This is a genomic window from Pontivivens marinum (assembly GCF_900231835.1).
Taxonomy (GTDB): Bacteria; Pseudomonadota; Alphaproteobacteria; order Rhodobacterales; family Rhodobacteraceae; genus Pontivivens; species Pontivivens marinum.
Map to the genome: position 1 here is coordinate 474,901 of NZ_OCTN01000002.1, position 21,213 is coordinate 496,113.

Annotated in this window: 22 protein-coding genes; 4 read left to right on the forward strand and 18 right to left on the reverse strand. The window is 59.1% G+C overall.

The window, feature by feature from the left end; genetic code table 11:
* Positions 1–11: 11 nt before the first annotated feature.
* The 5 genes from CR254_RS08275 to CR254_RS08295 all read right to left on the reverse strand — a co-directional run bounded on the left by CR254_RS08275 (position 12) and on the right by CR254_RS08295 (position 2,756).
* Positions 12–896, reverse strand: a complete 885-nt coding sequence (locus CR254_RS08275; RefSeq protein ID WP_097929370.1) for an MBL fold metallo-hydrolase — start codon at positions 894–896, stop codon at positions 12–14.
* Between the two features lie 15 nt (positions 897–911).
* The gene (locus CR254_RS08280; RefSeq protein ID WP_097929371.1) at positions 912–1,340 is read right to left on the reverse strand and encodes a DUF6691 family protein; all 429 of its coding nucleotides are present in this window, start codon (positions 1,338–1,340) and stop codon (positions 912–914) included.
* A gap of 3 nt (positions 1,341–1,343) precedes the next feature.
* The gene (locus tag CR254_RS08285) at positions 1,344–1,775 is read right to left on the reverse strand and encodes a YeeE/YedE family protein (RefSeq protein ID WP_097929372.1); all 432 of its coding nucleotides are present in this window, start codon (positions 1,773–1,775) and stop codon (positions 1,344–1,346) included.
* A gap of 2 nt (positions 1,776–1,777) precedes the next feature.
* Positions 1,778–1,990 (reverse strand): YgaP family membrane protein, encoded by a 213-nt coding sequence (locus tag CR254_RS08290; RefSeq protein WP_097929373.1) that lies wholly within the window; start codon positions 1,988–1,990, stop codon positions 1,778–1,780.
* 85 nt (positions 1,991–2,075) lie between these two features.
* On the reverse strand, positions 2,076–2,756 hold the full coding sequence (locus CR254_RS08295) for a Crp/Fnr family transcriptional regulator (RefSeq protein ID WP_097929374.1): 681 nt from the start codon (positions 2,754–2,756) through the stop codon (positions 2,076–2,078).
* Positions 2,757–2,960: 204 nt separating this feature from the next.
* Between CR254_RS08295 and CR254_RS08300 the strand changes: the two genes are divergently transcribed.
* The 3 genes from CR254_RS08300 to CR254_RS08310 are packed head-to-tail and all read left to right on the forward strand — an operon-like array spanning position 2,961 to position 5,493.
* Complete coding sequence (locus CR254_RS08300) at positions 2,961–4,370, forward strand: cytochrome ubiquinol oxidase subunit I (RefSeq protein ID WP_097929375.1); 1,410 nt, start codon at positions 2,961–2,963, stop codon at positions 4,368–4,370.
* Positions 4,371–4,381: 11 nt separating this feature from the next.
* Positions 4,382–5,386, forward strand: a complete 1,005-nt coding sequence (gene cydB / locus CR254_RS08305; RefSeq protein WP_097929376.1) for a cytochrome d ubiquinol oxidase subunit II — start codon at positions 4,382–4,384, stop codon at positions 5,384–5,386.
* Complete coding sequence (locus CR254_RS08310) at positions 5,383–5,493, forward strand: DUF2474 family protein (RefSeq protein WP_097929377.1); 111 nt, start codon at positions 5,383–5,385, stop codon at positions 5,491–5,493. Before cydB ends, CR254_RS08310 begins: the two co-directional genes overlap by 4 nt.
* On the opposite strand, the gene ccoS is transcribed toward CR254_RS08310, so the two are convergent.
* The 9 genes from ccoS to fnrL all read right to left on the reverse strand — a co-directional run bounded on the left by ccoS (position 5,490) and on the right by fnrL (position 14,092).
* The gene (gene ccoS, locus CR254_RS08315) at positions 5,490–5,636 is read right to left on the reverse strand and encodes a cbb3-type cytochrome oxidase assembly protein CcoS (protein WP_097929378.1); all 147 of its coding nucleotides are present in this window, start codon (positions 5,634–5,636) and stop codon (positions 5,490–5,492) included. The two genes, CR254_RS08310 and ccoS, sit on opposite strands and share 4 nt — an antisense overlap.
* The gene (locus tag CR254_RS08320; RefSeq protein WP_097929379.1) at positions 5,636–7,762 is read right to left on the reverse strand and encodes a heavy metal translocating P-type ATPase; all 2,127 of its coding nucleotides are present in this window, start codon (positions 7,760–7,762) and stop codon (positions 5,636–5,638) included. The genes ccoS and CR254_RS08320 overlap by 1 nt, the downstream gene beginning before the upstream one ends.
* Complete coding sequence (locus CR254_RS08325; RefSeq protein WP_097929380.1) at positions 7,759–8,214, reverse strand: FixH family protein; 456 nt, start codon at positions 8,212–8,214, stop codon at positions 7,759–7,761. The genes CR254_RS08320 and CR254_RS08325 overlap by 4 nt, the downstream gene beginning before the upstream one ends.
* Before the next feature lie 4 nt (positions 8,215–8,218).
* Positions 8,219–9,646 (reverse strand): cytochrome c oxidase accessory protein CcoG, encoded by a 1,428-nt coding sequence (gene ccoG / locus CR254_RS08330; protein ID WP_180955938.1) that lies wholly within the window; start codon positions 9,644–9,646, stop codon positions 8,219–8,221.
* A gap of 130 nt (positions 9,647–9,776) precedes the next feature.
* On the reverse strand, positions 9,777–10,622 hold the full coding sequence (ccoP, locus tag CR254_RS08335; RefSeq protein WP_097929381.1) for a cytochrome-c oxidase, cbb3-type subunit III: 846 nt from the start codon (positions 10,620–10,622) through the stop codon (positions 9,777–9,779).
* The gene (locus CR254_RS08340) at positions 10,615–10,845 is read right to left on the reverse strand and encodes a cbb3-type cytochrome c oxidase subunit 3 (protein WP_097929382.1); all 231 of its coding nucleotides are present in this window, start codon (positions 10,843–10,845) and stop codon (positions 10,615–10,617) included. Before CR254_RS08340 ends, ccoP begins: the two co-directional genes overlap by 8 nt.
* A 12-nt stretch (positions 10,846–10,857) precedes the next feature.
* Positions 10,858–11,613, reverse strand: coding sequence for a cytochrome-c oxidase, cbb3-type subunit II (gene ccoO, locus CR254_RS08345; RefSeq protein ID WP_180955939.1), 756 nt, complete (start codon positions 11,611–11,613; stop codon positions 10,858–10,860).
* 11 nt (positions 11,614–11,624) lie between these two features.
* A complete protein-coding gene (ccoN, locus tag CR254_RS08350) occupies positions 11,625–13,229 on the reverse strand; it encodes a cytochrome-c oxidase, cbb3-type subunit I (protein ID WP_097929383.1) in 1,605 nt (534 codons plus the stop codon).
* Positions 13,230–13,366: 137 nt separating this feature from the next.
* Entirely contained in the window at positions 13,367–14,092 is a 726-nt protein-coding gene (fnrL, locus tag CR254_RS08355) for a transcriptional regulator FnrL (protein WP_245851506.1), read from the reverse strand.
* 76 nt (positions 14,093–14,168) lie between these two features.
* Here fnrL and hemN point away from each other — a divergent pair, with 76 nt between their 5' ends.
* A complete protein-coding gene (gene hemN, locus CR254_RS08360; protein WP_097929384.1) occupies positions 14,169–15,521 on the forward strand; it encodes an oxygen-independent coproporphyrinogen III oxidase in 1,353 nt (450 codons plus the stop codon).
* Here hemN and CR254_RS08365 read toward each other — a convergent pair.
* Genes CR254_RS08365 through CR254_RS08380 form a run of 4 tightly spaced genes read right to left on the reverse strand, consistent with a single transcriptional unit; the run spans position 15,503 to position 21,210 of the window.
* A complete protein-coding gene (locus CR254_RS08365) occupies positions 15,503–16,261 on the reverse strand; it encodes a hypothetical protein (RefSeq protein WP_145996721.1) in 759 nt (252 codons plus the stop codon). The two genes, hemN and CR254_RS08365, sit on opposite strands and share 19 nt — an antisense overlap.
* Entirely contained in the window at positions 16,258–17,046 is a 789-nt protein-coding gene (locus CR254_RS08370; protein ID WP_097929386.1) for an efflux RND transporter periplasmic adaptor subunit, read from the reverse strand. Before CR254_RS08370 ends, CR254_RS08365 begins: the two co-directional genes overlap by 4 nt.
* 40 nt (positions 17,047–17,086) lie before the next feature.
* Positions 17,087–19,072, reverse strand: a complete 1,986-nt coding sequence (locus tag CR254_RS08375) for a preprotein translocase subunit SecA (RefSeq protein WP_097929387.1) — start codon at positions 19,070–19,072, stop codon at positions 17,087–17,089.
* A complete protein-coding gene (locus CR254_RS08380; RefSeq protein WP_097929388.1) occupies positions 19,069–21,210 on the reverse strand; it encodes a PqqD family peptide modification chaperone in 2,142 nt (713 codons plus the stop codon). Before CR254_RS08380 ends, CR254_RS08375 begins: the two co-directional genes overlap by 4 nt.
* Positions 21,211–21,213 lie beyond the last annotated feature (3 nt).

A 21,213-nucleotide genomic window follows, 5' to 3' on the forward strand; every position in this document is an offset into this window, starting at 1 on the left:
GCGGCCGGCTTTTACAATCCGTTTACAGGAACTTTCAACATAGGGTTCCCGTCCTTATCGGTCGGCACCTCACCTGCACGCATGTTCACCTGAAGCGATGGGATAATCAGTTTCGGCATCGTCAACTGCGCATCGCGCGCGGTGCGAAAGGCGATAAATTCATCCCGCGTTTTGCCACCGCCAACATGGATGTTATGTGCCTTTTCATCAGCAACGCTGGTTTCCCACTGAATATCACGGCCATTCGGACCGTAATCATGGCACATAAACAACCGCATCTGATCCGGCAGCGCCAAAACCCGCTGGATGCTGTCATATAGCTGTCCCGCGTCGCCACCGGGAAAATCCGCGCGGGCGGACCCACCATCAGGCATAAATAGGGTGTCGCCGGTAAATGTCGCATTCCCAATGACATGCACCATGCAGGCAGGTGTGTGACCCGGTGTGTCCATTGCAAAGCACGTCATTTCGCCGATTTGATAGGTATCGCCATCGGAAAACAGCGCGTCGAATTGCGAGCCGTCGCGCTGAAATTCAGTGCCCTCGTTGAAAATTTTGCCAAAGGTTTCCTGAATGACCAAGATTTTTGCGCCAACGCCGATCTTACCACCCAGCTTTTGCTGAATATACGGTGCCGCGCTTAGGTGATCGGCATGAACATGCGTTTCGATAATCCAGTCGAGGGTCAGTCCCTGCTCGCGCACTTGCGCGATTAGGGCATCCGCATGATCATAGGTGATCCGACCCGCCGCGTAGTCGATATCCATAACGCTGTCGATAATCGCGCAATGCCGTGTGGCAGGGTCCGTCACGATATAGCTGATCGTATTGGTGGCCGCATCGAAATGCGCCGACACCTCGGGAACAACAGACATATCAACGGGATACTCAGACATAGCGACTCTCCAACATTAGGACGCGGCGCGGCGACCAATTTTACCTAGCATCTTTGCGACGACAATCCCTGCAATCAAGGCTGCGACAAAAACGACAACATCCATTTGTCCGGTGCCAAGCGCCGGTAGTGCACCACCCGGGCAAAATCCGGCGATGCCCCAACCAATGCCGAACAGCGCCGAACCACCCAAGAGCGGGACATCCAAATCCCGACGCGTTGGCAGTTGAAAGCTCGACGCAAACCGTGGTGCAGAGTGGCGAAAAACGATCCGATATCCAACGAAGGTAACGACGACCGCACCGCCCATCACAAAGGCCAGGCTAGGATCCCACGTGCCCGCCACGTCAAAGAAATTGAGCACCTTTGCAGGGTTTGCCATCCCTGAAATCGCGATACCCACGCCAAAGATGAGGCCGATTAAATACAACAATACCAGCTTCATATCTTACAATCCTAACATGTGGCGCACCACAAAAACAGTGATGCCGGTGGTGGCCATAAAGGTCAGTGTCGCCACAATGGAGCGTGGGGATAGGCGCGCCATGCCGCAAACACCGTGACCCGATGTACATCCACCGCCAAAGGTAACGCCCAGCCCAACGATAAATCCGCCAATAATCAGCATTGTCCGTGGCATAGGCACCTGAACCTCAGGCCATTGCCCCGTTACCAGCAGGACCACAGCCGGTCCGCTGACCATGCCCGCAAGCAAAACCGCGCGCCATGTCCAATCGGAAAGCCCCGCCGGCGCGATAAATCCGGCCAGCACACCAGTTGCGCCCATGATCCGGCCCATCAAGCCCATCAGCAAAACAGCCGACAGCCCGATCAGAACGCCGCCTGCCAGCGATTGCAGTGGTGTAAAAGCAGTTTCCATAGTCAAACTTTACAGGTGCGAATGCCGATCATTCGGTATAGCGGGCAAAAGCGGAAAGCAGCCGTTGCAATCAGCACGACACCTACCACTGCGCTGATAATTGCCAGCAATGTGGATTGGTACAGGCTAATGCCACCAGTCAGCGGTGCGATGATCAGAAACGCACCCAGGACTACACGAATGATGCGGTCGAAACGCCCGATATTCAACGTCATTTACAGACTCCCTCTTATCCTAGGGTCTGTCCTATGCGCTTTGCTGGAACGCTTCAGTGACTTTGTCACCAAGGCTACGGTCATCCTAAGCCTGCGATTGAGAAAGCTCGATAAGAGACTGTTTACCTATGATATTTATGTTCCCACGGGTCAGCTCAACCCAACCGCGCCGCTGAAATTCCTGCAACTGGCGCGAGATAACTTCGCGCGCCGTGCCCAGCTCAACCGATAATTTCTGATGGGTGGTTTCGATCCTGCCTCCACTATCCGCCAGCTCCAGCAGCTTGTCAGCCAAGCGCACATCGATCCGTTGAAAGGCAACCTCGTCAATCATGCGAAACAAGTCCGTTATCCGTTTGGAAAAGGCGGCGAAAACGAAATCGCGGAACGGCTTCGATTGCGCAACGAGATCATCAAAAACGGTACGCGGAACGGCCACGGCCTGCACTGCGGTTTCGGCTATGCCCTCGGCTGAATAATCCTCATAGGCCAGCAAGCAGGCCGTGGTTAGAACGCAACTTTGCCCCGCATAAATGCGGTACAGCACGATTTCATGCCCCGTTTCGGAGATTTGCTGAACCCGCACACGACCCTCCAGCAGGAACAACATGTTTTCGGGTGATTTCCCCGGCCCGAAAATCATAGTGCCCTCGGATAAATTCAGAACGCTACTGCGATCCATCAGCACCTGCTTGGTTTCGGGGGCCAGCCGCGACAAACCCGGAAAACGGTCCAGCCACGGCTGCGTCGAATCTTTCAATGTCATGGTGCATTCTCTCCGATTTTCCGGTTATTGTTCATCCTGTTTCCCTACCGTCCCCGGGCGGTGCCAAACTGAGGCGCATGGTCGCATAACTCGGTTTGGCCATGGCGGCAGGCCGCGTATTGTCGCAAAACCCTAACATCACGGGCGCATATTTGCCCGCGACGCAGCATTGTACCACGTCCCTTCCGCTAGCCGGAGATTACTATGTTCGACAGTTTAACAGCAGAGACACTTGCCAGAATGCAATTTGCATTCACGGTGTCATTCCACATCATCTTCCCTGCCTTTTCCATCGGGTTGGCCAGCTATCTGGCGACGCTGAACGCATTATGGCTGCGCACGCGGGATGAGACCTATCTGACGCTGTTCACCTATTGGAAGAAGATCTTCGCCGTTGCATTCGGCATGGGCGTCGTATCAGGCATTGTGATGTCCTATCAGTTCGGCACCAACTGGTCGGTATTCTCGGACAAGACCGGCCCCGTGTTGGGCCCCCTGATGGCATATGAGGTTCTGTCAGCCTTCTTTCTGGAGGCAGGTTTCTTGGGCATCATGCTGTTTGGCCGCGAACGGGTCGGGGACAAACTGCACATGTTTGCCACTGCTATGGTCGCTTTTGGCACGCTGATGTCTGCCACGTGGATTTTGTCGGTGAACTCATGGATGCAGACACCGGCCGGCTACAGCATCAACGAGCTAGGCCAATTCATCCCCGAGGACTGGTGGCAGATCGTGTTCAACCCGTCCTTCCCCTATCGACTGGTGCACATGGTGCTGGCGGCGTTTTTGACGACCGCCTTGGTTGTTGGCGGGGTCGGCGGGCTGCACCTGCTGCGCGATAAAACTGACAAACCGGCGCGGCGCATGTTTTCCATGGCGATGTGGATGCTGGTCTTTGTCGCCCCGATCCAGATTTTGGCGGGCGATGCACACGGCCTGAACACGCTGGAACATCAACCGGTTAAGATCATGGCGATGGAGGGGCATTATGACAGCCACCCCGACGGCGCCCCGCTGATCCTGTTCGGCATCCCCAATCCAGAGGAACGCCGGATTGATTACGCAATCGAAATTCCAAACCTATCCAGCCTGATCCTGAAGCATGATCTGAACGCACCGATGGAGGGTCTGGATACCGTCGCAGACGAGGATATCCCCCCCGTGGCCATCGTGTTCTGGAGCTTCCGCATCATGGTCGGGCTCGGCTTTGCGATGCTGGGCCTCGGCGCGTGGAGCCTGTGGCACCGGTTCCGCGGTCAACTATATGACGCACGGCTGCTGCAACGTGCGGCTATCGTGATGGGGCCGATGGGCTTTGTCGCGGTTCTGGCCGGATGGGTCACGACCGAGGTTGGTCGCCAGCCGTTCACGGTCTACGGCTTGCTGCGCACCTCCGATAGCCTCGCGCCGATTGCGGCGCCTGCTGTGGCGGCATCGCTAATCGCGTTCATCATCGTGTATTTCTTCATCTTTGGCGCAGGCACGTTCTACCTGTTGCGCATGATGAACAAGCGCCCAGACACACCGCATCTGGGCCTGAGGGACGGACCAGTTCGCGCGGCTGGCATTGCGCAGATGCATCACGGCGATTCTGACACGAACCTAGGACAGTAAGGAGATTTCAGATGGTTATTGAGCTTTCATTCATCTGGGCCGGCATCATCGCCTTTGCCGTGCTGACCTATGTCATTCTGGACGGCTTTGATCTGGGCGTGGGGATTTTGTTCCCCTTGGCCCGAAACGAGACGGAAAAGGCCACCATGATGAATTCCATCGCGCCCATCTGGGACGGGAATGAAACATGGCTGGTGCTGGGCGGCGGTGGCCTGTTTGCGGTATTTCCGCTGGCCTATGCAGTGGTCATGCCTGCGCTATACATCCCGATCATCCTGATGCTGCTGGCGCTGATTTTTCGCGGTGTCGCCTTTGAATATCGCTGGCGGACAGAGCGGTGGAAACCCGTCTGGGATGCGGGTTTCTTTGGCGGGTCGCTGATTGCGGCATTCATGCAGGGCATCGCTTTGGGCGCCCTGGTGCAGGGGATCGAGGTGACGGATCGCGCCTATTCCGGCGGCTGGTGGGATTGGCTGAGCCTGTTTTCCGTGCTGACAGGGTTCGCTGTGGTGATCGGTTACGCGCTGTTGGGGGCGACTTGGATCAACCTGAAAACGGAGCACCGGCTACAGGCACAAATGCAACGTTACGCTGTTTTCCTTGGCATCGGAACGCTGGGATTCATGGGGGTGGTTAGTCTGCTGACTCCATTCCAGAACCCCGACTACTTCCAGCGCTGGTTTAACCTGCCCGGCAGTGCGTTCAGCGTCATCGTCCCCGGTTGCGTTCTATTGATGGCATGGCTGTTGTTCAGCAGCCTAAAGGCGGGCAAGGACGCGACCCCGTTCTTTGCTTCACTAGGGCTGTTTGTGCTGTGCTTTATCGGAATCGGGATCAGCTTTTACCCCAATATCGTACCGCCTAGTCTAACGATAGTTGAGGCAGCAGCACCGGATTCCAGCCTGAAATTCGCGCTGGTCGGCACCGTCGTATTGGTCCCGCTGATCCTCGCCTACACCGCCTACGCCTATTGGGTTTTCCGTGGCAAGGTTGATCCAGAGGAGGGGTATCATTGAGGCGCGACAGCACATTCCGCAGGCTGGCATGGTTTGTCGCCCTGTGGCTGATCAGTGTCGCGGTATTGGGTGTGGTGGCGATGGCGATTAGGGCTGCGATCCTCTAATCCTCCTCCTCGCTCAACAGGATGCGGGCGGCATCGCCCTCCAAATCCTCATATTGCGCATGGCGGACGGTCCAGACGAAGGCCGCCAGCCCCCCTGCCCCTAGGAATAGCGACACCGGCACGAGGAAAACCAGAACATTCATCAGCGCACCCGCATCGAGTTGAGAATAACAGTAATCGACGATGTAGACATCGCCAATGCCGCCGCTAGGGGCGTTGCAAATCCGGCTAAGGCGACAGGGATCGCAACGCAATTATACAGAACCGCAATCGCGAAATTCTCACGTATCCGCGCCCGCGCTTTACGCGAAATCCGCAGGGCATGGGGTAGTGGTGCAAAGCTATTGCCCAGCAACACAATGTCCGACGCCGCGCGCGAAGCATCCAGCGCCGAGGCAGGCGACAGCGACACATGCGCCGCAGCCAGCGCCGCCGTATCATTCAGCCCATCCCCAACCATCAAAACATGCCGCCCCTGATCGCTGAGCGTATTGATCCGCGACAGCTTATCCGCAGGCCGCAAATCGCCCTCGACCATGGAAATACCGGCCTGCTGCGCCAAACGGCGCGTGGCCGCAACCGTGTCACCGGACATCACATGCAACTGCAACCCATCCAGCGCGTGAATGGCATCGGCCGCTCCGGTGCGCAGGATTTCCTGCATGGGCAGGGGAATGCTGGGCTGACCGTCAATCCGCAGCTCCGTCGCGTCTGCTCCGCGACCCAGAAACACGGTGCGCCCATGCCACAGGCCGAAAACGCCCTCACCCGTTACCTCATGAACATTCGTCAGCAATGCGGGTTCAACATCATGCAGTGCATCGGCAATCGCCCGTGCAACGGGGTGGTTCGACCCATGGGCCAAGGCACGCGCGATGCCAGCCTGATCCGACGTTAACGCTTGGATACCAGACAGGCGCGCCCTGCCCTGTGTCAGCGTACCGGTCTTGTCAAAAACCACCGTATCCACCTGCGCCAACCGTTCCAGCGCCGTTGGAGATTTGATCAACAGCCCCATCCGAAACAACCGGCCAGAGGCAGCAGTTGTCACCGCCGGCACCGCAAGGCCAAGTGCACAAGGGCAAGTGATAATCAACGTCGCCACCGCGACATTCAGCGCGTGGCGCGCATCGCCGGTCGCAATATACCACCCGATAAACGCCGCCAGTGCCAAGCCGTGAACTAGCGGCGCGTAAACCGCCGCCGCCCGATCGGCCAGCGCGGTGTAGCGGTTGCGCGACGTTTCCGCGACCTCGACCAGGGCCGCCATGCGGCGCAAGGTTGTATCAGCACCCACTGCGGTCGCCTGAATCACCAATGGATGATCCACCACCACTTCGCCTGCTGCGATGCCGTCACCGGATGTCACGGCGACGGGTAAACTCTCACCGGTCAGCATCGACCGATCCACCAGACCATCACCCTGCAATAGCGTGCCATCGACAGGAATCCGGCCACCCGGTGCAACGATGATATGATCGCCAGCGCGCAAATCCGCGACGGCCACACTGCTGCGCACACCCTCAACGATCCGCGTGGCGCGAGGAACCTCCAACGCGGCAAGCTCCTGCGCGGCGGATCGGGCGGCGGATCGTGTGCGGTGATCCAGATAACGGCCCGTTAGCAGGAAAAAGCTCAACGACAGGGCCGCATCGAAATATGCGTGTTGACCACCGACGCTGGCCTCGAATAGTGACATCACGCTAGCAAGGATAATGGCCAGCGATATCGGCACATCCATATTCAGCCGCCGCACCCGTAGTGCCCGCCATGCATTCTGGAAAAACGGCTGCGCGGCATAGAATACCGCCGGCAGGGCGATTGCGGCGCTGATCCAATGGAACAGATCGCGGGTTGCGTCAGTGGCACCGGACCAAACAGCAACCGACAAAACCATGACATTCATCATCGCAAAGCCTGCAACGGCCAAACGGACCAACAGATCGCGCCCAACCGGATCAACCCGACCGGTCAATGCGGCACCGTCCAACTCATGCGCCTCATGCCCTGCTTGGGCTAGGGCATCAATCAGGACGGCCTGATCGGTATTCGGTTCAACAACCACCGTCGCACGGCGCAGACGCAAGTTCACCCGCGCGGCACGGACCTGTGGCACCGCACGCAGGGCGCGTTCAACCCCACCGATGCAGGCAGCGCAATGAATGTTGGGCAGGGACAGGAATACCTCATCCCCCGCCGCATGTTCAGGCCCCGCAATATCCAGCGCCGCCGGGGCAACCGCACAGGCAGGACAAGCCGCGATCGTCATGTGCCCGACCGATCATGCAGGATAATCCGCTGACGAAACTGCGTTCCATCCTGCGCAAGAGCAACCAACCGCAAATCCCAACGACCTGCCCCTCCGGCCACTGTGGCGTGGAACTGCTGACCGTCAAAGCTGAAATCGGGGACTTCATCCTGACTGACATTGGTTGCGCGGCCCAGTGTCGCCTCAATCATCCGGGGCTGAACGGGGGCGCCTGCCTGATCCAATATCCGCAGGATCAATTCATCCCCCTGCAAGCGGGCGGAAACCTCCCACCCCAGCGCAGTTTGTGCGGCACGATCCGCATCAAATGACTGGCTGGCAACATAGGAGTTTCGCGTCTCCAACCCCGGAAAGGTCGCAACTGCCTGATAGGCCAACGTGATATTCACGCCGATGATAATCGCGAAGCAGCCTGCGAAAATACCGAAAACCTTCGTACCTGTCAGTTCCATGCTGTTACTCCCCAATACCGTTAAAGACTGTCCCGACCGATGCACGTTCCCCCTCGGCAACATCCTCCACCCACAAACGCACGGGGGTGCTGTCGATTTCGGCTGCCGGATCATTGGGACGGGCGAGGATATAGACCCGCTGCAATCGCACGGCATCTGCCGGAACTGTAACGGTGCGGGTGTCTGTCCCCTCAAGCGAGATACGCAAAATACTGTCCGATACCAGCGACATATGGAAATCGCGCGGCTCACCATGCTTGTTACGCAAGCGCACATCATAGGCATTGCGGACGGAGCCATCGGACATCACCACATAGGTCGGATTGCGAACAGGCGAAACGGTCATCTCAATCTCTGGCCGGATGAACAGGGCAAAGACCAAGCCACCACCAATACCCGCCCAGATCAGCGTGTACAGAATGGTGCGGAACCGCAGAACATGCCGCCAGATCGGGATGGGGGGCTTGCCCTCACGCTCCGGCCCATCATCGCTAAGCGCGAGATAGTCGATCAGGCCACGCGGCTTGCCGATTTTGTCCATGATGTCATCGCACGCATCAATGCACAGCGCGCAGGTAATACACTCCATCTGCTGCCCATTGCGGATATCGATGCCCATCGGGCAGACATTCACGCAGGCCATGCAATCGATACAGTCGCCCTCGGTGTGATCACGTTTCTTACCACGCGGCTCGCCTCTCCAATCGCGATAGGCGACGGTCAGGCTGTCCTCGTCCATCATCGCGCCCTGAATGCGGGGCCATGGGCACATATAAATGCAAACCTGTTCGCGCAGAAAACCCCCGAAAACAAAGGTCGTGGCCGTCAAAATCGCAATGGTGATATAGGCCACCGGATGCGCGTCAAAGGTCAGTAAATCGCGGAACAGCGTCGGCGCATCGGTGAAATAGAACACCCACGCCCCGCCAGTTGCCACAGCGATCATCAGCCAAACCAGCCATTTCGTGATCCGCAAACGCCATTTATGGGCGGACCAAGGGGCGTTCCACAACCGAACCCGTGCGTTCCGGTCACCCTCGATCCAGCGCTCGACCAGAATGAACAGATCGGTCCAGACGGTTTGCGGGCAAGTGTATCCGCACCACACCCGACCCAACGCGGAGGTGAACAGGAATAGCCCCAGCCCAGCCATGATCAGCAGGCCCGCTACGAAATAGAATTCGTGGGGCCAAATCTCGATCCACAGGAAGTAAAAACGGCGCCCCGCCAAATCGACCAGCACCGCCTGATCGGGCAGGTTGGGGCCGCGATCCCAGCGCAGCCACGGCGTCAGGTAATAGATGCCCAAGGTCACGAGCATGATCCACCATTTCAAGCGGCGGAACGTCCCGCTGACCCGCTTGGGGAAAATCGGCTCTTGTGGTGCGTAAAGAGGGGGTGGGCTATCGGTCACTGGGATTCTTTCGGTCATAGGCTCAACCGGACGTTAGCCCCGCAGGGCCGGCGCGTCCTTGACTCAGATCAAGCAAATGTCGGCTCCGGTGGGATGGACCGGAGCCGACAGGGATCAACCTCGCCCGAGGGGGCGGAACGAGGTTGATTTACTCTCCACCGCCCAACTGGTGAACGTAGAGAGCAACCGCCGCGATATCCGCCTCACTCAGCCGTTCGGCCCAGGGCGGCATCACGCCAAAGCGCGCATTGGTAATCGTCTGGGTCAGCGCAGCCTCGCTGTTGCCATACAGCCAGATCGCGTCGGTCAGATCAGGTGCACCCATCGTGCGATCGCCAGTTCCGGTATCCCCGTGGCAAGCCGCGCAATTGTTCAGGAATAGCTCGTGTCCCGGATCGGCAATGCCCAAACCCCCGCCAACATAGGCGACCAAGGTGTCGATTTCCTCCTCGGACAAGATATCGCCAAAGGCAGGCATTTCCGACCAGCGCGCGTCACGATCATCATCATTGCGGATACCGTGCTGAACCGTGGTGCGGATGTCCTCCACCGTACCACCCCACAGCCAGTCATCATCAAGCAGGTTGGGATAGCCCACGGCACCTGCCGCGCCCGATCCGTGGCATTGCGAACAGTTGGTCCGAAACACAGCCGCCCCGCCCGAGGTGGCAAACCGGTACAACGGATCATCCGGCGATAGCGCGGCCAGATCAGCCGCAGCCAAATCCGCCTCCAGCCCCGCATTGGCGGCATCAACCCGCGCGATTTCCTCCGCCACCTCACCACGGGTGGAATAACCCAGCAGCCCGGGTGTCGCACCGTTGATCAGCGGCCATGCCGGAAAGGCGATGACATAGGCGATGCCCCAAACAATCGTGGCGTAAAAGCTCCACAACCACCACCGTGGCAACGGGTTGTTCAGCTCCTCAATCCCGTCCCAGCTGTGACCTGTGGTCTCGACACCGGTTTCCTCGTCCACACGGTTCTCAGACATCGTGGCGTTCCTCCAGCGCGGCGATTGCGCCCTTGCAGGTGCAATCGGGGCATGCGTTTTGGCAGCGCGGCTCATCATCGCGGAACGGAATAGCGCTGGCATCCGAGTGTAAATCCCGACTGCCGGGGCGGAAGGCCCAGAACACAGTGCCGATGAAAAACAGCGTTAGTCCCAGCAAAACCCAGCTATCCGCGATCTCTCGCAAGGTTGAATACATATCCATTTCGGGTCCTCCTCAGCGGCTTTCATCAGGCATAAAGGTCGAGAAATCGACCAAAGTGCCCAGCATTTGCAGATAGGCGACCAGAGCATCCATCTCGGACACGCCCCGCTCACCGTCGAAATTGCGGATTGCCGCACCGGGGTAGCGCTCCAGCAAGCCATCGGTATCGCCGAACGGATCAATCTGGGTGCGCACGTCCTGCGCCGCCATCTCGATCATCTCATCCGTGTAGGGCACGCCGACGATAGCATGGGTCGCAACCAGATCGGCCACGTGGTTCGCGTTCACCATCACATCACTGAGGAAGGCATATTTCGGCATGATGCTTTCCGGCACCACCGATTGCGGGTCGCGCAGGTGGTCCAGATGCCATTCATCCGAGTAACGCCCGCCAACACGGGCCAAATCCGGCCCTGTCCGCTTTGACCCCCACTGGAACGGATGGTCGTACATCGATTCCGCGGCGAGGCTGTAATGGCCGTAACGCTCCACCTCATCGCGCATCGGGCGGATCATCTGGCTGTGACAGTTATAGCACCCCTCACGCACGTAGACATCGCGGCCGGCCAGCTCCAGCGGGGAATAGGGGCGCATCCCCTCTACATCCTCGATGGTGTTTTCGAGGTAGAACAGTGGCGCAATCTCAACGATCCCGCCGATGCTAACCACCAGAAACGAGCCGATCAGCAGGAGCGTCGCGTTCCGTTCCAGCACGCGGTGGTGGTCGAGGAATCCCTTACGGGGCTTTTTCATATCCTTATCACTCATTTTAGGGGTCCTCATTCCGCCGGTACGGCCGCGTTGCGGCTGACTGCTTCGGGGGCGCGGCGGATGGTCATCCACATGTTCCAGACCATGATCAGCGCGCCGCTCAGATACATCACACCGCCCAATCCGCGGACGACATACATCGGGAATTTCGCGGCAACCGTGTCAGCGAAGCTGTTGACGAGGAAGCCCTGCGCATCGACCTCGCGCCACATCAAACCTTCCATGATGCCGCTAACCCACATCGAGGCCGCGTACAGAACGATGCCGATCGTCGCCAACCAGAAATGCCAGTTGATCGCGCTGATCGAATACATGGATGCACGGTTCCACAGCTTCGGCGTCAGGAAGTACAGCGCACCAAAGGTGATCATACCGTTCCAACCCAGCGCACCCGAATGCACGTGACCAATTGTCCAATCCGTATAGTGGCTTAGCGAGTTCACAGCGCGGATCGACATGACCGGCCCCTCGAACGTACTCATCCCGTAAAAGGCCAGACTGATAACCATCATCCGAATGATCGGATCGGTGCGCAATTTGTCCCACGCGCCCTGCAACGTCATCAGGCCGTTAATCATGCCGCCCCACGATGGCATCCACAGAATGATCGAGAACACCATGCCCAGCGTCGCCGCCCAATCGGGCAAGGCGGTATAGTGCAGGTGGTGCGGCCCCGCCCAGATGTACAAGAAGATCAGCGCCCAGAAGTGGATGATCGATAGCTTGTAACTGAACACCGGACGGCCCGCTTGCTTGGGCACGAAATAGTACATCATGCCCAGAAAACCGGCGGTCAGGAAAAAGCCAACGGCGTTATGGCCGTACCACCACTGCGTCATCGCATCCTGTACGCCAGCGAACAGCTGGACCGATTTCGACCCCCAAATGCTGACCGGAACGCTGAGGTTGTTGACCACATGCAACATCGCAACCGTCACGATAAAGGCGAGGAAGAACCAGTTGGCCACGTAGATATGGCGCTCTTTGCGCTTGATAATCGTGCCCAGGAATACCGCCAGATAGCTCAACCAAACGATAGTCAGCCAGATATCGACATACCATTCAGGCTCTGCATATTCCTTGGATTGGGTCGCGCCCAGCAGATAGCCGGTGGCCGCCATAACGATGAACAGGTTGTAGCCCCAGAACACGAACCACGCCAGATTACCGCCCCATAGTCGCGTCGCGCTGGTGCGCTGCACAACATAGAACGACGTACAGATCAGTGCGTTTCCCCCGAACGCAAAGATCACAGCCGAGGTATGCAGCGGCCGCAAGCGCCCGAAATTCGCATAGGGTTGCGCCCAATCGATGTTGAGCACCGGAAAGGCCAGCTGAAACGCGATAAACGTCCCGACCAGAAAACCAGCGACGCCCCAGAATGCAGTGGCAATCACGCCGGCCCGCACAGGACCATCCATATAATGCCCCAATGGCGCGGAAGGTCGTGCCTCCTCACCCGTATTGCGCAACACCCAGTAGAACATTCCGGATGCGATCAGCAGAATCAGCAAGGCATGAACCTGATAGGCCACATCGCGCGCCCAGTTCGCCGCCATAGCGGAGATCAGTATCACGATCCCCAATAATATAAGTCTAAACCCATCCCACATCGTGCCGCATCTCCATTCTCTGCGCGCACCTCATCCGGTTCGCGCAATCCCGTTTCAGGGGCAGAAATGGCAGACACGCAAATGTGACGCCTTGATCTGGATCAAGAACGCGATGCGATCAGCAATTTGAATGTAGCTTAGGCCAGTAACCCGCCATCGGTATCATCGCCGGTCAGGGCGATCAGGCGATCCAGATCGGGCACGGTAATGCCGCGACGCCCCTCCTGCACGATCACACCATCACGGCGCAGCGCAGTGATCTGGCGGCTGACTGTTTCCAATGTCAGGCCCAGATAGCTGGCCATAGCCTCGCGCGTTAGGGGCAGTTCGAAATGTACATCATGGCCACGGGGAGATAGCCGCTTGGACAGGATCACCATCAGGCTGGCGATTTTTTCCCGCGCGGTTTTGCGCCCCAGCAACACCATCCATTCGCGGGCGGCGTCCAGCTCATCCAACGTCATCTCCAGCAAACGTTGGCCGATATGCGGGGTTTCGGCGATCAGCACCTCGAACGGGCGGCGCCGGAAACTGCACAAAGTCACCTCGGAAATCGCGGTGATGTCATAGGGCGCAACTTGCCGCCCGGGTCTGCCAATGAAATCCGAGGGCAGCAGCAAGCCCACCATCTGCACGCGGCCGTCCTCCAACGTCATGCTGATGGTGGCGCATCCCTCAACCAACGAGGACAGTAACTCCACATCATCGCCTGCATGGATCAGCGGGGAACCGGCAGGAAAGGTCTGATAAGTCTTGATTTTTTCGAGCATCAACAACTCATCCTCATCGCAACGCGCACAGATGGCACGGTGCTGGATCGGACAGCTGCTACAGGATTGGTAGGTGGCTTGCTGTATGCTCACGGAAATCTCCGGCGAAAAATGGTTATTTTTGATCCCGATCAAGGAATCGGTTTTTGTCAGCCGCCATAACATCCCCATGAAACAGGATCTGCTGCGCCGTTACGGCCTCTTCGATGCGCGTGTTCCGCGCTATACAAGTTATCCCACGGCACCGCATTTCACGCAAGATGTGGGACCGTCGCACTTTGCCGCATGGCTGATGGATGTGCCCGAAGGGGCACGGATATCGCTATATGTGCATGTCCCGTTTTGCCGCAGGCTGTGCTGGTTTTGCGCATGCCGGACGCAGGGAACCCGTACTGATGGACCGATTAGGCGCTATCTGGATGTGCTCAAGGCTGAGATTCAGCAAGTCGCCGCCCTGTTGCCCCCCGACGTGACGATCGGTCGCCTGCATTGGGGCGGGGGCACACCAACGATTTTACCCGCCGAGATGATCGCCGAACTCGGCGCCACGCTGCGTAGCAACTTCACCATCGCGGCAGATGCAGAGGTCTCGGTCGAGATTGACCCGACTTGTGTCGATGCCGACCGCATTGCGGCACTACACGATCTGGGCCTGACCCGCGCCAGCATCGGCGTGCAGGATTTCGACCCAACCGTGCAGGACGCCATCGGGCGACAGCAGAGCTTTGCCCAAACGCAGTCAGTCGTCGAAAACTTGCGGCGGGTGGGCGTGAAGAACCTGAACTTCGACCTGCTATACGGCCTACCGTTCCAAACCGAGGAGCGGCTGGAGGCAACAGTGCAACAGGTACTCGACCTCGCACCCGATCGCATCGCGCTATACGGTTACGCCCATGTCCCGTGGGTGGCAAAACGACAGGTGCTGATCCCCGCCGAGCATCTGCCCGACGGCCCTGCCCGCCTGACCCTGTTTGATCAAGCGGCGAAAACACTGGCCACCGGTGGCTATGACCAGATCGGCATCGATCATTTCGCACGGGCGGGGGATGGCCTGCACATGGCAAGGCAGAACCAGACACTGCGCCGGAATTTTCAGGGCTATACCGATGATGATTGCGCATGGCTGATCGGTCTGGGCGCCTCATCCGTATCGCGGATGCCGCAGGGCTATACGCAGAACAATCCGTCCACATCCGAATGGCAAAAGGGCGTTCTGGACGGCCGCCTGACAACGGTGCGCGGTCATAAATTCACGGCAGAGGACGTGATGATCGCCGCAATGATCGAGGAGCTGCTCTGCCAGTTCCGTATCACCCCCGCCCGCATCGCCGCCCGAACTCATGCCAAGCTGCACGCCATTGAATCCACGATGAGCAGCCTGCTGGATAGGTTCCCGCAAATCGTAGAACGGGACGCAAATGGCGTATTCATAGCCGAGGATGCACATGTCCTCGCCCGTATCGTCGCGGCTGCTTTGGATCAGTACAATACAGCCGAAACCCGCTATAGCCGCGCGGTTTGAGGTAGGTCCGCCGCCATCACTCCGCGCGCGCCATAATATATCGTGGCAAAGGCCCGCCCGTCGCGCGCAGCACCCGCAGCAATATGGCCGATCTGCTGGCCGCGCAGGTCTGCGGGCAAATCACCATCGGGGAATAGGGGGCCGAGCTGATCGCCTAAATCCTGCCCCCGCCATTCCAGATCTGCGACATTCAGGTCCAGCGACCGCCGCGCGGTTCCCTCCTCCTCGACCAAGAGTAGGGGCAAATCGTGTAACGGCGCGGCTGCCATGACGCGTTGCACGACCTGCCCCAGCTTATCGGCCACAATGCCCTGCGGTACAATGTCGGCAATCAGCGCGGCGCGCTCCACATTGGGCAGCGCCGTCCGGTCAAAATACAGGTTTGTGCGCACATCCTGCCCCCGCCATTTCACGGCAAGGAAGCGGACATTCTCAACCGGACTGTCCTGCGCAAATTCCAGATAGGCCTTATGGATCGGGTCATCGCCCGCCTCGAACCCGAAATGCACATCGGTGGCCATCCCTAGATAGGGCAGCAGAGCATCAACGCCGGGCGCGCCCAATTGATCGCATATCGTCTGAAAACTACGCTTGGCCCCGGGTAATAGCGCGCGACGCGGGGCGGAAACCAGCAACCTGCCATCCGCGATCTGCGTACCTGTCACCTTGACCGAGCGTTCCACCATGCACGGCCCGTCCAACCGTTGCAGCGTGCTCAGAAAATGTGCCGCATCCCTCACTCCAGTTCGAGGAAACAGCGATGGCCGGCAGGCAGCGCACCATCAGGATTGGGCAATTCAACCCGAACGCCAAATGTGCCGGAGGCCGCATCGAAAACACGATCGCGCACAGTGATCGTGCCTTGATACTCACCACCAATCGGTGCGCTAGGCCGGATCGTAACCACCTGCCCCTCGGCCACGTCGGCGAACAGCTCGACCGGTAGGAAGGCCTCAACATGCAGCGGGTCCAACTGCACCAAACTGGCCACATACCCGTCAGAGGTCAGGTATTCGCCGCTGGTCATCCGCTTTTCAAACACCAAGCCATCAATCGGCGAATGGATCACCCGCTGCGCCAATGCGGCACGGGCGCGTTCCAGTTCACGGCGGGCGATTTCCTGCTCCAGCTCCGCCTGCACGACGAGGGACTGCGCCGTGACCAGCTCTGCCTCAACCTCGGCCATGGCGTCCTGCGTGGCAACGCCACGATCCATCAGCTCCTGCGTGCGGGCATAACGCCCCTCGATCAGTGCTAGCCCTGCGCGCTGCGCATCCAGTGCCGCATGCGAGCTTGCCTGAACCTCCAGCAGTTCAATCGTGGTCATCTCGAATTCCGAAGTAAGCTCGGCAATGACATCGCCCGCCTGCACCCATTGGCCACGGCTGACATTGACCCGCGCCAACAGGCCAGCCACCGGACTGCCGATTTGCACCAGCTCGGCAGGGTCCATGACGCAATCGAATTGCTCCTGCGCCATCACGGGCGCGGCAAACAGGCATAGGCTGAGGGCAATATATTTCATATCGCGACCCTAGCGTGCCGCTCTGTAGGAACCAAGCGCATCATTCCAACTCTCCCGATACGGCCATTGTGCGTGACAATTGACGATCCTGCTCCAGCAAATCGCGACGTGCCTCGGCATGCAATGCCTCCACCGCTTTTTGCCGCAAACGCAGCACCCAACCGGCGGAGGACGCGCCAAAGGCCCGTGACATCAGATGCCCGATCCGCCGTAAATTGGCAGCGCCCTTACCGCGCATCAACTCATCCTCAAGGCTTAGAAACGCCTCAACCTGCCCCGGTTCGCCCTGTCGCCCGCATCGGCCCTCAAGCTGTCGATCCACGCGGCGGCTATCATGTCGTTCGCTGAGGATAACGGCCAGACCACCGGCGGCGGCGACCCCCTCTCCCAGCTTAATGTCGGTGCCGCGCCCCGCCATATTGGTGGCAACGGTGATCCGCCCTGCCACGCCGGCCTGCGCGATGACCTCCGCCTCATCCGCGTCCTGCGCGGCGGATAAAACCTGATGGGGCAATCCCGCCGCGTCCAGCCGTTCACTGGCCATATCGGATGCGGTGACGGACCGTGTGCCGATCAAAACCGGCATGCCTGCCAGATGAAATTCTCGCGCCCGCGCAGCAATCGCGGCCCATTTCTTAGCCTCGGTAGTGAACAAACGATCCCCTGCGAAACGGCGGATATCCGGCTTGTTCGTCGGAATTTTCGTAACGGCCAGACGGTAAACCGACCACAGCTCCCACGCCGCATCGCGCGCGGTTCCGGTCATGCCGCCAACATGGGCATAGCGGCGGAACAGCCGTTGGTATGTGATCCGGCTTAGGGTTTCGCGAGCCTTTGTGATCTCCAACCCTTCCTTCAACTCAACCATCTGGTGCAAGCCGTCGGACCAACTTCGATCGGGCATGACGCGACCGGTATTCTCGTCCACGATCTGAACCTTATCGTCCATGACCAGATAGGCCTCACCCGCATTATAGATATGCAGCGCGTTCAACGCCTGCACGACCGCATGTTCGCGGATGACGGGAATACCGAATGCGTCCTCACGCTCACCTGCCAGTTCGTCTAGATGGTCCAACCCCTCGGGGCGCATTTCGATCCGGCGCAGACCGCGTGGGATACGGTAATGGTCCCCCTCGATCATGCCCTTGGCAACGTCCATCGCCTCACGAAACAGGGCCTCGTCAAAGCCGCCTTCCTCGGTTTCCCCGCCCGAGATTATCAGCGGGGTCCGTGCCTCATCAATCAGGACAGAATCCGCCTCGTCAATGATCGCGACATGCAGACCGCGCAGGCGCAATGGCTCGGTCGTTGGCTGGATCAGGCGATCAATCTTGCGCCGCAAATTGCCCGGGGCGCGGCGTAGAATTGCGCGATCCCGCAGGTAGTCAAAGGCGATTTCCTTGTTCGTGCCGTACACAATATCGCACCGATACAACGCGCACCGCGTATCGGCATCCTGCCCCTCCTGCACGACACCGACTGTCAGGCCAAAGAAATCGTAGAGCGGGATCATCTCCTCCGCATCGCGGGCGGTCAGGTAGTCATTCACGCTCATCACATGCACGGGCCGACCGGCCAGCGCCGCTGTGGTAACGGCTAAAGTCGCGCAGAGCGTTTTACCCTCACCCGTGCGCATTTCCGCGATCTGTCCACGCAACATCGCCCACGCGCCCAGTACCTGCACGTCGTAATGCCGCTTGCCCAACACCCGCGCCGATACCTCGCGGATTAGGGCGAATGCTTCACCGGTGACGCGCACTGGCAGGCGATCCGGTTCCTCTCGCAAGGCCAATGAAACCTCACGCGCGGCATCGCGCAGGCCGGCCTCATCCATCGCGGAAAATCGCGCCTGATGCCGGTTGGTAGCACGCAATATCCCACGCAAACGCCACGCACGCAGGCGCGCTCCACGGGCGATAATGCTGGCCTGAACACCGATCAACCAACGCTCGGTCGGGCCCTCCTGAACATCCGTGCGCTCAGGATAATCCAGCGCACGCGGCAATCGCAGCGGCGCCGTCATACCGAGAATTGCCGTAGGAATAGCTGTCGCGTTGCGCGCAGGAACCGCCAGCCCATAGGCTCCGCACCATGATCGAACCGGACCAAGGCACGCTCCCCCACACGACTAACCGGCAGATCGGCCAAGGGGGCGACCTCGAACTGAAACACCGATTGGATGGTCGATAGCGGGCTGTTGCCCTGTGGGTTCAGCACAAACGCACCGCCCCCCGCCGTGGATAACCCGCGTGAGGGTAGCTCCGCGCGGCTCTCGGGAAGCTCCGCCAGCAATTGAGCCGGCACGCTGTGCGATACATCCCCCTGAAACCGGATTGAGACGGATTGCGTGCGCCCACGGACCAGTTCCGCATTGTCCTGCCCCACCGCCACCCGCAGGCGCAGCGGGCGACCGTCGATCAGATAGCCGATCACGGTGCCTTGCTCCAACCGCTGACCTGGCAAATCCTCGGCCCCCGGAACGATGGCCGTGCCCGCAGCGCTGGCAGCCATTTCCAACGCTTCACTACGCGCTGCAACATCGGCGAGCTGGCTTTCCAATAGCAGTACCTGTTCGCGCAAAATGCCGGCCTGTACGCGATCCAGAACCAACACAGCGCGCAGGCGCAGCTGCATTTCCTGTAAGCGGGCGATGGCAACATCGCGCGCATTGTCCAGCGCCGGTGCCTCCATCGTGATCAGAGGGGTTCCCACCGTAACATCCTGCGTTGGCGCTACATCCACCACAACGCCAGCCGTTGCGGGGCGCAAAAACGCATCATTGTCCAGCCAAACAACCCCATGCGCCACAGTGGCATAGGGCGCCGGTACCCAGAACAACAGCCCGCCCACCAGTGCCAAAGCGCCGACCAGCACGCCCCAGCCCTGCCAGCGGCGCGTGCGTAGATCAGGCGTTGTGGCCAGCCATTTCACACCCTTCCACACCGGCAGAACGAAAGTGTTAAACAGCGCCCAGATCGCCAGCAGAATGCCCACAACGAAGAATTTCGAGGCGATAAACAGCGCAATCGCAAAGCTGATAACCATCCGGTACATGAACGCCGCAACCGCATAGCTCAGCAACCATTTCGCCTCACCACGACCGGTGACGGGGCTTTTCGCGCTCTCGATCCGCATCAGATAGCGTTGGACCAGATACCAGAAATACTTGTTGGATCGCTGCCCCAAACCCGGAATTTCAATCAGGTCGGCAAAGACGAAATAGCCGTCAAAGCGCAGCAGCGGGTTGCCATTGAACAGCAGTGTCGAAACCCCGCCGATCAGCATGACATTCCATGCAAAGGCCCGTGCCAGCCCCGGCTCCGCGCTCAGCCAGAAGATCAGCGCACAACTGGCCAGCGCCAGCTCAACCATGATCCCCGCGCCACCCACAACCGCCCGCCGCCATTTCGACGCAAACGCGGCAGAGGCGGAGGCATCCACATAGGGCACAGGCATAAAGACGAGGATCATCACCCCGATCTCATGCACCTCACCGCCCCATACTTTGGACGCATAGGCGTGGCCCATTTCGTGCACCGCCTTGACCAAGGGATAGGCCAGCACCATCAGCAACAGGTTATCCGCCGCCAGCGCACGATCCCCGATACTGCCGGTCAGCGGACCCCAGTTCATCACCGCCAGAACCATGCCCGTCACAACCAGCGCGATCCACAACACAAACCCCGTGACGGTGAATAGCGGTCGAACCAACGGCAGCGTCAAATCGAGAAACCGATCCGGATCGAAGAGCGGCAGCCGCATCGCCAACGGATTGCGGATTTTTTGCAGCATGGAGGACCGCTCCTGCTGCGCATGCCGCCGCCCGATTTCCTCAACATCCGGCGTCAGGTCACTGGCGATCAGGTCCGCGCCGTGCAATTGGCTGAGCAGGCGGATCGTCTCACCCTGTGTGGGTGGTTCCTCACCAAAGCGAGCGCAGGCTTGCTCCCATATTTCCTGCATCCGCCGGCGACCATTCATCATCGACAACATGAAATTCGCTGCGGGTGTCACCCGATGATATTTGCCGGTGGTATGATCCTGAACAACGAACCAAACCTCACCGCGAAATTGCTGGCGATGAATATCAACATGGCCCCGTAATCGCGGTTTTAGCGGCGCGATGCGATACCAGTCAGAAGAGAGAAAGGACTGGGCCACGTG